This is a genomic window from Candidatus Chloroploca sp. Khr17 (assembly GCF_004138165.1).
GTDB lineage: Bacteria > Chloroflexota > Chloroflexia > Chloroflexales > Chloroflexaceae > Chloroploca.
On the sequence record NZ_RYFF01000023.1, the window covers coordinates 1 to 13,048 of the forward strand.

The 13,048-nt window shown below is 60.3% G+C and carries 15 protein-coding genes; 12 read left to right on the forward strand and 3 right to left on the reverse strand.

The annotated features are described in order from the left end of the window. From EKD05_RS14170 to EKD05_RS14190, 5 genes are all read left to right on the forward strand, one after another. Positions 1–421 (forward strand): winged helix-turn-helix domain-containing protein (locus tag EKD05_RS14170; protein ID WP_165360737.1); only part of this gene is annotated, 421 nt, incomplete at its 5' end. 47 nt (positions 422–468) lie between these two features. Then, positions 469–1,008, forward strand: coding sequence for a transposase (locus tag EKD05_RS25775; protein WP_165360738.1), 540 nt, complete (start codon positions 469–471; stop codon positions 1,006–1,008). A gap of 78 nt (positions 1,009–1,086) precedes the next feature. Beyond that, on the forward strand, positions 1,087–1,542 hold the full coding sequence (locus EKD05_RS14180; RefSeq protein ID WP_129673818.1) for a GNAT family N-acetyltransferase: 456 nt from the start codon (positions 1,087–1,089) through the stop codon (positions 1,540–1,542). Positions 1,543–1,846: 304 nt separating this feature from the next. Then, positions 1,847–2,173, forward strand: coding sequence for a hypothetical protein (locus EKD05_RS14185; RefSeq protein ID WP_129673821.1), 327 nt, complete (start codon positions 1,847–1,849; stop codon positions 2,171–2,173). 143 nt (positions 2,174–2,316) lie between these two features. Next, positions 2,317–2,859, forward strand: a complete 543-nt coding sequence (locus tag EKD05_RS14190; RefSeq protein ID WP_165360739.1) for an L-2-amino-thiazoline-4-carboxylic acid hydrolase — start codon at positions 2,317–2,319, stop codon at positions 2,857–2,859. Here EKD05_RS14190 and EKD05_RS14195 read toward each other — a convergent pair. The 3 genes from EKD05_RS14195 to fsa all read right to left on the reverse strand — a co-directional run bounded on the left by EKD05_RS14195 (position 2,814) and on the right by fsa (position 6,794). Further along, positions 2,814–4,712, reverse strand: a complete 1,899-nt coding sequence (locus EKD05_RS14195; RefSeq protein ID WP_129673823.1) for a hypothetical protein — start codon at positions 4,710–4,712, stop codon at positions 2,814–2,816. The two genes, EKD05_RS14190 and EKD05_RS14195, sit on opposite strands and share 46 nt — an antisense overlap. 507 nt (positions 4,713–5,219) lie before the next feature. Beyond that, positions 5,220–6,137, reverse strand: a complete 918-nt coding sequence (locus tag EKD05_RS14200; protein ID WP_165360740.1) for a uridine kinase — start codon at positions 6,135–6,137, stop codon at positions 5,220–5,222. Positions 6,138–6,146: 9 nt separating this feature from the next. Then, positions 6,147–6,794, reverse strand: coding sequence for a fructose-6-phosphate aldolase (gene fsa, locus EKD05_RS14205; RefSeq protein ID WP_129673827.1), 648 nt, complete (start codon positions 6,792–6,794; stop codon positions 6,147–6,149). A gap of 129 nt (positions 6,795–6,923) precedes the next feature. On the opposite strand from fsa, the gene purL reads away from it, so the two are divergent. The 7 genes from purL (at position 6,924) to EKD05_RS14240 (ending at position 12,936) form a co-directional block, all read left to right on the forward strand. Beyond that, positions 6,924–9,869, forward strand: coding sequence for a phosphoribosylformylglycinamidine synthase subunit PurL (gene purL, locus EKD05_RS14210; RefSeq protein ID WP_129673829.1), 2,946 nt, complete (start codon positions 6,924–6,926; stop codon positions 9,867–9,869). Positions 9,870–9,957: 88 nt separating this feature from the next. Beyond that, complete coding sequence (locus EKD05_RS14215) at positions 9,958–10,530, forward strand: DUF1444 family protein (protein WP_129673831.1); 573 nt, start codon at positions 9,958–9,960, stop codon at positions 10,528–10,530. A 66-nt stretch (positions 10,531–10,596) separates the two neighbouring features. Next, positions 10,597–11,325 (forward strand): hypothetical protein, encoded by a 729-nt coding sequence (locus EKD05_RS14220; RefSeq protein WP_129673833.1) that lies wholly within the window; start codon positions 10,597–10,599, stop codon positions 11,323–11,325. A gap of 17 nt (positions 11,326–11,342) precedes the next feature. After that, on the forward strand, positions 11,343–11,909 hold the full coding sequence (gene aat, locus EKD05_RS14225; RefSeq protein ID WP_129673931.1) for a leucyl/phenylalanyl-tRNA--protein transferase: 567 nt from the start codon (positions 11,343–11,345) through the stop codon (positions 11,907–11,909). 6 nt (positions 11,910–11,915) lie between these two features. Further along, on the forward strand, positions 11,916–12,128 hold the full coding sequence (locus EKD05_RS14230; protein WP_129673835.1) for a hypothetical protein: 213 nt from the start codon (positions 11,916–11,918) through the stop codon (positions 12,126–12,128). A 5-nt stretch (positions 12,129–12,133) separates the two neighbouring features. Further along, a complete protein-coding gene (locus tag EKD05_RS14235; protein ID WP_129673838.1) occupies positions 12,134–12,526 on the forward strand; it encodes a type II toxin-antitoxin system death-on-curing family toxin in 393 nt (130 codons plus the stop codon). Further along, positions 12,523–12,936, forward strand: a complete 414-nt coding sequence (locus EKD05_RS14240) for a type II toxin-antitoxin system death-on-curing family toxin (protein ID WP_129673840.1) — start codon at positions 12,523–12,525, stop codon at positions 12,934–12,936. The genes EKD05_RS14235 and EKD05_RS14240 overlap by 4 nt, the downstream gene beginning before the upstream one ends. The last annotated feature ends 112 nt before the right edge of the window (positions 12,937–13,048 follow it).

The following is a 13,048-nucleotide window of genomic DNA, read 5'->3' on the forward strand; positions in this document are numbered from 1 at the left end:
ATTTCTCCAAACGACCACCGACGTACGCGAGTATCGACGCGCCATCGCGGTGCAGTTGGCGCTCCAGGGTACACCCTATGCAACCATCCAGGAGGTGCTTCCCGTTTCAAAAGCGTTTGTCAGCAAATGGAAGAAGATCTATCACGCGTTGGGAACCGACGGTTTGCGCATCGGCTACCGTGGCTCGGAAAGCTATCTGACGGCGACGCAACGGACGGAGGTGCTCATCTGGATTGCCGCGCAGTCCCCCTGCGATGTCGCACGGTTGCGGGCGCATCTGCAGGACCAGTATGGGGTCGTGTATCAATCGGATCAAAGCTACTATGCGCTCCTCCACGCCGCCGGCCTGAACTGGAAGAAGGTGCAGGCGAGCAATCCCAAAAAAACGATGCCCAGGTCGCCGCGAAACATGCCGAACTGACCGCGTATGTGACGGAGCATCAGGACGCAATTGAACGAGAGGAACGCGTGCTGCTCTTTGTGGACGAATGCTTCCTCCATTGGGGGGACGTCTGTGGGTATGCTTGGGCCAAGCGCAACGAGCGCGCGACGCTCGACGTCGTCAACACGCAGGCGCGCCAACCTTTTTATGGAGCGCTCGACGCCTTGACGGGCGAGATGCACCTGATGTCCTATCCGGTGACCCAAACGGACAATACCACCGATTTCCTGGTCGAACTGCGCCTGCGCTATCCGGACGCCAAACTCACGATCTGCTGGGATAATGCACGCTGGCACAAGGGGAAGGAGATGGAGCGCTTTCTCGCCGAGGTGAACGGTGACCTTCCCCCTGAGGATTGGCCGATCACCTGTATCAACTTTGCCCCCCATGACCCGACCCAGAACCCCATCGAAGAAGTTTGGCGCCAAGGCAAAGCTGCCATCCAGAAGCTTCGCCTCGTCGCTACGAAGTTTCAGGACGTCATCGACGCCTTTGAGCAGGGCTTGGAACGCCACACCTTTGACTTTCCCAACCGTCAGCGTTATGGCCGTTTACAAATAATTTAGGACTGCTATATGAAATGAATCTTTTCAATTACGAGGCTCACGACACTCACAGGACACCAGAACAACTCAGGGAAGACCATGACCAGCTTTCGGATCAACTTCGTCACCGAACATGACAAGGCTCAGTGGCGTGTCCTCTTTGACGGGTACGCTGACTTCTATGGTGCGCCGATGGATGACGCCACCGCAGATAAAGTCTGGGATTGGCTGCTTGATCCAGACCACGTCTTGGAAGGCTTGGTCGTGCGTGATGAAGGCGGAGCTATCGTTGGCCTTGCGCATGTCCGCGCCTGTCCCCGCCCCCTCGGCGGCTGCGATGTCGGCTTCCTGGATGATATGTACGTCTCGCCAGAGGCTCGTGGCAGCGGCGCGGCAGATGCTCTGTTCGAAGGTTTGCGCGCCCTAGCCGCCGAGCGAGGTTGGCCGGCGCTGCGCTGGATTACGCAACACTTCAACGAGCGCGGACGCGCGTTCTATGACCGCTACACCTCCGGCCCAAGCGACTTCATTATGTACCAGTGGAAGCAGGGTTAGGCCTGCCCACCCGCATGCGTCTAACATCGAGTTGGAGTCCGACCGTTCTAAAGCCGTGCGGCGGCTTTAGAATGGCGGATCAACTCGGGCGTTAGCCACCGGCCTACCGCGGCCTCCCAGCGCAGGGAGGGTGTAGGTCTTTCCGGCGGCCAGGCAAGGGGGGCTTCTGGGACGACCACATCAAGCGCTCCGCGAAGAGCCGCCGCAAGGCCCCGATCTACTGGCTACTGCAAGCACCCAGCGAAACTACGCGCTCTGGATCTACCTGCACCGCCTGGATGACGATACCCTCTCGAAGGCGCTGGTGAGCTATGTTGAGCCGAAGCTGCGCCGCGAAGAGGAGCGCCTGGCGAGCCTCTGCGAGGCAAAGAGCCGTACAATAGGGTATGATCTCCGTCAGGCCGAGCGTGCCATCGAGCGACAAGAAGGCGTGATCGCTGATATCCGCGAGCTGCGTGACCGGCTCGACCGAGTGGTGGCGCAGCATCACCCGACCTTTAGCACCGCCGTGATCGAACGGTTTGCGGCTGAGCTTGGCATCGCCCCCAGCATTGTCGTTGGGCGGCTCCAGCGTGAGCAATACGTACCGTATAGCCATTTCAACCGCCTCAAACGAGTCCTACCTGATTGAGTAGCGCGATGAGCAGGCTAGGCATGAGAGTTTCTAGGAGGACTCTACCGGTTCGAAGTCGGCCTCGCCGCCGACACGGGCAAACTGCGGGTCACGGACGGCATCGAGGGCAAGGTGAATTAGGTGAGTGAGGAGTACCAACCATGCAAGAACAAGAAGCGGCAAAGAACCTGGCCCAGGGTGCCCTGGCCGATACGGGCAATGCCATCGGGGTGCTGCGTCGGCGTGAGATCGAGGCGCGGATCGTTGGGCCGTTGTTAGAGGCGCTCGGGGCTGAGTTTGGGCGTGAGGCGGTGCTCGAGGTCGCCCGCACGACGATTGTGCGGATCGCCCGCGAGCAAGGGGCGCAACTGGCCGCACAGGTGGGCCGCAATGACCTCGGTGCCTTTGAGCAGACGCTGGAGGCCTGGACACAAGACGATGCGCTGCGCATCGAGGTCGTCGAGCGCGATGCGCAACGCTTTGGCTTCAATGTGACGCGCTGTCGCTATGCAGAACTCTACCGCGCGCTTGGTATGCCTGAACTTGGGGCGGTGCTCTCGTGCAATCGCGATTATGCCCTGATCGAGGGTTTTAACCCTGCGGTTGAGTTGACCCGAACCCAGACGATTATGCAAGGGGCGAGTCACTGCGATTTTCGTTATCGGCTCGCTGAGGCTGCCGCAGGTGAACCAGAAAAACCGTAGACCGTTGGCAGATAGAGCCGTACCTTCAGCGGATCGCGTGGGATGCGGGTCTGCCCCGAACGATTGTCACCCCAGCAGCGCAGTGTCCCACCCTCCAGCAAGGCACAGGTATGGCCGTGGCCTGCGCTGATCTGGGTCGCGGGAGCAAGATCGGCTGGCACATCCACCTGACCATGGTCGTCACTGCCCCAGCACCGCACAGCCCCATCGCTCGTCAAGGCACAGGAATGCAAGCCGCCGGCACTGATCTGGGTGGCAGGGCCGAGATCAGGCGGCACGGTGGCCTGTCCTGCTAGCTTGCCCTCCCAATCCACATTGTTCCCCCAGCAACGAACCAGGCCCTCGTCTGCCAACGCACAGGTATGGTATGACCCTGCACTGACCTGCGTAATCATACCAAGATCTGCTGGGACGGTCGCCTGTCCAAGCGGCTGATCACGCCAATCTGTATTGCTGCCCCAGCAGCGCAGAGTTCCGTTGCTGGTCACGGCACAGGTGTGATAGCCGCCGGCACTGATCTGGATGACCAAACCAAGGTCACGAGGCACCGTTGCCTGACCCTCCCAGTTGTACCCCCAGCAGCGTACGTCGCCACTGCTCGTCAGGCCACAGGTATGTTCGCTGCCTGCGCTCACCTGGGTAACCGTGCCAAGGTCAGGTGGTATGGTGGTCTGGTCATCTTTGTTGTCGCCCCAGCAACGCAGATGGCCGCTATCAGGTATCGCACAGGTATGAAACCAACCAGTGGTCATCGCGGTGACAGGGCCAAGATCCCGTGGCACGGTCGTCTGAGCTGCGATGTTCTCGCCCCAGCAGTGCGCCACCCCGGTACCACTCAACGCACAGGTGTGCCCCCAACCCGTGCTCACCTGCACGGCATCACCAATATCAGCCGGAACATGCGCCTGTCCATAGGCGTTGTAGCCCCAGCAGCGTACTGCTCCATTGACTGTCAGCACACAGGTATGCCCCCAGCCAGCACTGAGTTGCGTCGCACGCCCAACCTCAGACGGCACGGTCGTCTGGGCATGGGTATTCTGGCCCCAGCAGAGGACAAGCCCCCCGCTGGTGAGCGCACAGGTATGGTACCATCCGGCATTGACCTGGGTAAAGCGTCCAAGCGTGCGCGGTACGGTGGTTTGACCATCGTCATTGGCCCCCCAGCAGCGCACTTCGCCGGTCGTGGTCACGGCACAGGTATGGTACCATCCCGCACTAACCTGGGTAAAGCGCTCATAGCCGCCAGGCGCGATGGTCTGACCGTCGTCGTTGGCCCCCCAACAGCGGATCACTCCACTGCTCATCAAGGCACAGGTGTGGCCCCAGCCGGCACTGACCTGGGTCACACTGCTGAGGTCAGGCGGTACCGTGGTCTGACCATCATCATTATTGCCCCAGCACCGCACCTCCCCGGTCTTCACCAGCGCACAGGTATGCAACCCACCGGCACTCACCTGGGTAACGATGCCAAGCTCACCAGGCACGCTCGCTTGACCATCAGCATCCCACCCCCAACACCGCACCTCCCCGGTCTTCGTCAGCGCACAGGTATGCGCCGAACCTGCACTGACCTGGGTGACAAGGCCGAGATCTGTGGGCTGATCACTGGGCAAGCCCCAACACGAAAGCTGACCCACACCATTGATTACACACGTATGCGTGCCACCTGCCTCAACAACCGGTAGCGCAGGGAGACTCGCCGGGAGCACCGGGGTGGTTGCATAGGCGACCGAAGCGGGTTGAGCCGCATTGCCCGCTGGCAACCCGGTAGTGGCCCACAACTGCGCTGCCCCCAAGCCAAAGACCGTTCCGAGGCACACGAGCAAAGATATGGCCCAACCGTAGCGAATCATGCCGTCTATCCTTAGACAAGGAAATAGGGAATAGGGAATAGGGAATAGTGAATAGGACGAGCGTATCAGGAGGGGTTGTATCACCCTGGGCGAAGCGAAGGATCTCGGGCGTCCAGTTGGCAGCGCTGCTTCGCTGCGCTCCGAAGTAACAACATCTCATGCGCGGAGCGCAACGCCTCCGTTGTCATTCCGAACGAAGCCGCAGGCGCAGCGAGGAATCTGCACTGAGTCGTCATGGAAGACCCCTCACTTCGTTCGGGGTGACAAGGGCGAGTCTGGGCAACACTCTGGTTGCTCACGGCGTCACTGGCCCGCGGGCCATGTGATACTCAGGGTGACAAAAAGTCAGAAAACTTCATTCACAGACTAATCAGTAGTGTGTAACAAAAGTTTCCCGGTAGCGCCGCCGACCACGAATACTGAGCACGAATATACGAATAGGAGCGTTGCGGTGCGGTATTCGTTTATTCGTGGCCCCCATTCGTGGTCGGCGAACGCCCCCCCTTTTCAGGCAGCGTCTGACGAGCGTTGGAGTAACCGGCGCACGATCAACATCTGGGTCAGCGCGAGGCTACGGCTATGCTGAGCGGTATCGTCGGTTCGGATCTGTCCAAGATTGACACACTCGGCCAGTTGAAAATCGGGAATGCCGACGCCGAGAATCATCGCGGCTGCCGTCGCTGCTGACTGGCTGATCGTGGCCTCAATGGTCACCAGATCGGCGGGCTTGCCATCGTCATCCTGGTCGAGTTGCGTGATACGCAGGCCAGGCACATTGGCCTGTTGGAGCCGCGCCAGCAACGGATCGAGTGGGGTTGCGCGATCGGCGCGGCGCAGGATCAATTCGGCATCAAGATCGGGGTTCACGCCACTGGGACGATCATGAAAGCGCACCACCACATCGGCCAACACGCGCTGCACCCGAATAAAGCGAGCCCCATCACGTTCGCGCCGCTCACGCTGTTCCAATACTTCGGCGGGCGTATACCCACGCTCACGCACGTCTCGCGCCAGTCGCCACGCTCGCCGCAGCGCCTGGTCGGGTTCAAGATAGACCGTCAGATCAAAGAGCGGTAGCAGATCAGGCAGCGCCAGCGTCAACATCCCATACGCCAGCACCAAACCTGTCGCCGCAACCTCTTCGGGGCCACGCAGCGTACCGGTGCGATGGTCGTAGAAAGGCTTGCGGACGGTGCCACCGGCCCGGAGGGTCGCGAGGTGCTGCATCATCAATTCGAGATCGTTGGCGGCTGGATCGGCTTCGGTGAGCCCACGAGCGCGGCGATCGGCGCGCGAATACCGATAATAGTCATCGAGACAGATCGGCGTCACCCCCTGATTGCCAAGCAGACGCACCACCCCGCGCACCAGGGTCGTCTTGCCGGAAGCCCCATCACCGACAAGCCCTAACATCAATGGCTGCATCGTTTCCATCTAGGTTCGTGATTTCCAATCGGCAAGAAATTGTTCAATCCCGCGATCAGTGAGTGGATGGCGCATGGCCTGTTGCAGCACCTTGAAAGGGCATGTCGCAATATCGGCCCCGGCAAGCGCCGAATCAATAATATGGCGTGGGTGGCGAATCGACGCCGAGAGGATCAGCGTCGTAATGGCGCGATCCTGACGATAGATGGTCGCAATTTCGCGGATCAGTTGCATCCCATCAACGCCCGTATCGTCAACCCGCCCAACAAAGGGACTAATGATAAAAGCCCCTGCCCGCGCCGCCATCAGCGCCTGGGCTGCATTGAAACAAAGCGTCACATTCGTGCGAATGTCACGTTTCGCCAGTTCATAGACCGCCTTGAGACCCTCGGTGGTACTGGGCACCTTGATGATGACGTTCGGATGCCACGCGGCATATTCCAGGCCCTCTTTGATCATGCCCGGGGCATCGAGCGAGATGGTTTCGGCACTGATGGGCCCATTCACCAGCTCGGCGATCTCGCTAATCGTCTGCTGGAAATCCGCCCCCTTCTCGCGTGCAATCAGGGTTGGATTGGTCGTGACCCCGCTCAAGATACCCCAACTCGCTGCTTCGCGAATCTCGATGAGATTCGCGGTATCCAGATAGAGCTGCATGACGTCTCCTTTTGCGTTGCTTAGGCAACATTTTGGCTATTATAGCATGCTCCTCATTGCTTGACGGGCTTGCAACTGATCGGCTACAATCGCGTCCATCCTTGACGATCCCCGCCGGAGGCAAAACCTATGGCTCAGTTCCTGGTCACAGTTGTTCCACGCGAGCCGACCGCGTATCACGAGCAGTTGCATCTGCTCTATTTGCTTGCTGGTGAAGCGTTGCACGCTGCATCAGTTGCCCGCCTGACCGACGAACTGTTGCACGATCCCGTGGTGCAAACAGCGACCTGGTGTGCGCTCGATCGAGTGGCGCTGGCGACCGAGCCGATCGTAGCTGCGGCCCACCTCATCGAGGTCGCCTATCGTCCGGGGGTCACCGATAACGAAGGTGAAAGTGTGCGGATTGGGGCCCACCGCCTCGGCATCGAAGCGGTGGAACGCGCCCGCGCTCTGCGACGCTATCTCTTGCCACCCAGCGGCGATCCCGCGCAACGGGCCAGCGAGCTCGCCATCGATCTGGTGCAGACGACCTTGATCTATCAACCTGGCGGTGCGTTTGATGAGCGCCTGGGTTTCTATGACACCCTGCTGGCGGCCCCAACCGAGCACGCCCTCCATGTGACGGCGGTGCCTTTGTTGGCTGCCGATGATGAAACGTTGCTCCGCATGAGCCGCGAGGGCGTGCTTGCGCTCGATCTGGCCGAAATGCAGGCCATCCGCGCCTATTTTGCGCACCTCGGGCGCGACCCAAGTGATGGCGAGCTCGAGACGCTCGCCCAGACGTGGAGTGAACATTGCAGCCACAAGACGTTTAAGGCTGAAGTTAGGTATCAACAGGATCTTCGTGAAGACACCGCAGCACCGCCTCCCGGGGCTCCAACGCTCTATCCGATGTGGCACGAGCTTGCCAATGCGCCAGTGACGATCAGCAGTCTGATCCGCCACTATCTGATGGCGGCCACCGACGCAGTGCTCGCCGCCCGCGCGGCGCACACCAGCACGCCGTGGGTCTTGAGTGCATTTGTTGATAACGCGGGCATCCTCGCCTTTACCGACGAGCACGAGGTTTCGTTCAAGGTCGAGACCCACAATCATCCGAGTGCGCTCGAACCCTTCGGCGGGGCGAATACGGGGGTCGGCGGGGTGATCCGTGATGTGCTCGGTGTTTCCGCTGAACCAATCGCCAATACCGATGTGCTCTGCTTTGGGATGCCCGATACGCCCCCTGAGCGCTTGCAGCCAGGGGTGTTGCATCCGCAGCGTGTCGCCACCGGGGTTGTTGCCGGCGTGCGCGACTATGGCAACAAACTGGGCATTCCGACGGTGAATGGGGCGGTGCTCTTTGATCCGGGCTACACGGCCAACCCGCTCGTCTATGCCGGCACGGTCGGTTTGGCCCCGCGGGGCTACCACCCGCGCCAGGTCGCCCCAGGGGATGCCGTGGTCGTGCTTGGCGGGCGCACCGGGCGCGACGGCATTCACGGGGCGACGTTTAGCAGCATCGAGTTGACCCACGAGACAGCGACGACGGTGGGCAGTGCGGTGCAGATCGGCGACCCGATTACCGAAAAGAACGTGCTTGATGTGCTGCTCCAGGCGCGTGATCGTCGCCTCTACAGCGCCATTACTGACTGTGGCGCGGGCGGGCTCTCCTCAGCCGTTGGTGAAATGGGCGCCGAGTGCGGCGCAACGGTGGAACTAGCACAGGTTCCCCTGAAGTACGCCGGCTTGCAACCCTGGGAAGTCTGGCTCTCGGAGGCGCAGGAGCGCATGGTGCTTGCGGTGCCCTATGCGAACCTCGACGCATTCATGGCGCTCTGCGCAGCCGAGGATGTCGAAGCAACGGTGATCGGGCAATTCACCAACGACAAACACCTGCGCGTCACGCACAGTGGGCTGAATGTGGTTGATCTGACGATGGACTTTCTGCACGATGGAAGGCCGCAACGCATCCTTGAGGCCCGCTGGTCAGGGGAAGGCAAACCCGCCCCCCTACCGGCAACCGGCCCGTCCGACCAAACTGCGGGCGAGCTCCTGATGGCCTTGCTCGCACACCCCAATATTGCCTCAAAAGAGGCGATCGTGCGCACCTACGACCACGAAGTGCGTGGCGCAACGGTGATCAAGCCGCTGGTCGGGGCACAGATGGATGGCCCCGGCGATGCGGCGGTGCTGCAACCCGTGCCAACGACCACGCGTGGTCTCGCCCTTGGCTGTGGCATCAATCCACGTTACGGGTACCTTGACCCCTACTGGATGGCGCTCGCCGTAGTTGACGAGGCCCTACGCAACGTCGTTGCTGTCGGCGGTGACCCCGCGCAGACAGCGATCCTCGACAACTTTTGCTGGGGCGATCCACGCCAACCTGATCGCATGGCCGGGTTGGTGCGCGCCACCGCAGGTTGTTATGATGCCGCCGTCGCCTTTGGCACTCCCTTTATCTCGGGCAAAGACTCGCTCAACAACGAGTACCGCGACGCTGAGGGCAACCGGGTCGCGATTCCACCGACGCTGCTCGTCTCGGCGCTGGCCTTTGTCCCCGATGTACGCCACTGCGTCACGATGGATCTCAAGCGCCCAGGCAATGCGCTCTACCTTGTCGGCACGACCCGCGCCGAACTCGGGGGCAGTCACCTCGGCCTCGTGGATGCCCATGCGTATCCCGGTAGCACCCAGGTGCCCCGGGTCGACCTGGAGATAGCGCGCACAACCTTCAAAGCGATCCATGCGGCCATCACAGGCGGACTGGTTGCCGCCTGCCACGACCTGAGCGAAGGCGGGCTTGGGGTCGCCGCTGCCGAGATGGTCATTGCGGGCCAGCTTGGGCTCGACCTGACGCTTGATCCGATCTTGCTGCCCGAAGGCGTCGCCGTCACCTTGTATAGTGAAAGTCCGAGTCGTTTTCTGATCGAAGTGCCGGTAGAAGAGCGTGAAGCATTTGAAGACGCCTTGCGCGGAGTGCCGTTGGTGCGGCTTGGGACGGTCACCGTTGACCCACACCTGCGGATCGAAGCCGAGGGTGCGAGTGCGCTCAACTTGCCGCTTGAGGCGTTACGCACAGCGTGGAAGAAGTAAGGGGAACCTACGGCCCCCAAGCAGCGCTGCTTTGCTGGCAAAGCAGCAAGTTATAAAGGCAGCGGCTCAGCCTCGACTTGGTGAATGTATGCGCGAATATCCTATCTTTGATGAACTACGGCAGCGGATTTACCCAATGCTCAAACCGATCCAGTTGCTGGTGGCGATTCGCGAGCGCAAACTCCCGATGATTGTCTACCGCCCCTTCCTGGCCGATCTGATGCTTACCTACGTCATTGATGAACAGACGAGCATTGCCTATCTCAATGAGGATCATCTGGAACGTTGGGAACTGACGGAACACGACCTGCACCCAACGGCGATCGCCAATCTGCGCCAGCGTACCGAAGAAAAGACCAGTTACACGATCGCTGGTGAGGGGGCTTCGCGACTTCTGATCTATAATACCCTTGACGGGTTTGATGCAACCCGTCTGCTCTTGCCGAAGCTGCTCGAGCGCCATCGCATCAATTTTCCTGGGCAGATGGTAATCGGCATTCCCAATCGCGACTTTCTGATTGCCTTTAGCGATGCTGACCGCGAGATCCTGACCAATGTCGCGAATCAGATCCAACGTGATGCAGCCGAACGCGACCACGGGTTGACCGATCAACTCTTTACCCTGCGTGGAGGCCAAATACGTGAGTATGAGTGGCAGTAGCAGCGGCGACACACGCCGCTGTGCTTTTACCAGGGCGGGGCTCAACCTGACCTGTCGCAACGGCGTATGAGCGAATTTTTAACGATTCTCCTGTTGCTGATCTGGTATGCAGCCATCGGCTCTTTCAGTTGGACGCAACGTACACCCATCTACCTCTTTACACTGCTTGCCGGTCATGTGAGCGCCCTTGCCCTCCCCCTCTGGAGCCTTGCGTATGGCGTTGAGTATCGCCTTGATGTGGTGACTGTCCAGATCCTTGCGGCTGAACCTGTTCCTTTAGGAATTATGTTAAGTAGTGCCTGGCTGTTTCCCCTACCAGCGCTAGCCGTCTTTACGCTCTACCGATTGCGCTGGTGGTTCCCTGGGCATGTCACCGGTCTGCTCACCTATCTGGTCTTCCTGCTCTACCACCTGCTCATCGAAGTAGCAGGGATGCGCCTGGGGTTCTGGAGCTACGCAGGCAACGGCGAGCTGCCGTTCGGGTTGAGTGCTTCGCTGCTCGCGGCAATGATGGCGAGCCTGATCAGTTACGGTCTGCTCTACCTGCTGCTGGTCGTCCAGCGCTTTGCGTGGTCAAGCATGCTCATCGCGTTGCTTCCAGCGATCCTGGGCTTGAGCCTGCTGATGTACGGGGTGCTGGGGGCGCCACTCTGGCTGGCATTGGTGCTAAACGGGGCGGACTGGACGATCACGGCCGGCCTGGTCAGCACGTTGCTGTTCCTAGTCTGGGGATGGCAGATCATCACCAGAGGGATCAAGCAGACTGAGCAGCGCTATGGCGAGGTTCGACGGTGACGAGCTTGACGCCTGACATGCTGATCGCGGCGTATAGCCAGGGCATCTTTCCGATGGCGGATGAAGACGGCGCCATTGCGTGGTACGAACCCAGAATCCGAGCTATTATCCCCCTGGACGGGTTTGTCGTGCCACGACGACTGGCGCGTACCGTGCGCAGCGGGCGCTTTGAGGTACGGTACGACACGGCCTTTCGCGACGTGATGCAGGCCTGTGCCGAACCAGCCCCGGGCCGCGAGCAGACCTGGATTAGCGACGAGATGATCGCGGCTTACACCGTCTTGCAGCGGCTCGGCTTTGCGCACAGCGTCGAATGCTGGCGGGACAACCAGCTTGTCGGGGGGCTGTACGGGGTCGCCCTTGGCGGCCTCTTTGCGGGCGAGAGCATGTTTCACTGCGAGCGTGATGCGAGCAAAGTGGCGCTGGTGCATCTGGTCGAACGATTGCACGCCGGGGGCTTTGTTTTGCTCGATTCGCAGTACATTGTGGGCGACCATATGCTACAATTCGGTACCATCGAGATCTCACGCAATGAATACCATCGCCGCTTGCGCGCAGCCTTGCGTGTAACGGCCCGGTTTTAAGGTGTTATGGACGATCTGCTGCTTGAAGAATACGAACTGTGCGCTGCCTTGCGCACCTGGATGGAACAGGCTCCGCCAACGGCGTTTGCGGTCTCACTTGAACGACTCAGCGATGGGCGCGTATTGCTGCGCCCGTTACCTGAAGCAAGCCCGGAATTGCTCGCCCGCCTGCGCATCACGATGGCAAAATATCGTGAAGCGCTGATGAACCTGACCTGAGGCCTATGCACTATCTGCATGCAACCGACCTCCTCATTATCCATCAAGCGCTGATCGAGCAGTTTGGCGGGATGCCCGGCATTACCGAGGCGGGCTTTGCCCGTCTGCAAGCTGCCGCCGCGACGCCGCAACAAAGCATGTTTGAGGTCGATTTATATCCTGATCTGGCGAGCAAGATCGGGGCGCTGGCCTATGCGCTTATTCGCGGGCATCCCTTTTCGGATGGCAATAAACGCGTTGCGGTTGTGGCGCTTGACCTGATGGCAACGCTGAATGGGGCACGGCTCACCGCGAGTAACGATGAGATGTATGCCCTAGCACTTGAGGCCGCTGAACATCACGCACGGGCCGAGGTTATTGCCTGGGTACGTGAACATCTGATGGTGACAAACGCATGACCCACCATATTACGCTGGGGGATTTGGTAGATATTCGTGACCGTATTGCCGTCGATGATCCATGGCGTTTCGAGATCGTCAATTCCTCGGGGCTGCTCTCGGCGCTCACGACGCCCTTTCAGGCCGCCTTTGGGCAAGAATCCTTTCCCAGTCTCGCCGACAAGGCTGCCGCCCTTGTCTTTCTGCTGATCGCGAATCATCCCTTTCGTGACGGCAACAAACGCATCGCCGGCGAGGCGATGCGGCTCTTTCTCAGCCGCAATGGCTTGGCCTTGCAGGCAACCAGCGAGGATCTCGATGCCCTGACGAGGCTTGCCACGACCACGCACGATCCCCGTGATCGCCTGCTCACCACCTGGATCGTGGAACATACCACGGCATCCCCCCCGGGTGCGCCTGCTGTGCTGTGAAGTAAGCCGTACGTTGCAGGGAGGTTGGACGACTTCGCCGCCCACACCTCCCTGCAACAATTCACCCTCTCGCCAGATGAGGAATATGTCACAAATCTCGGTTTCGTGCCAT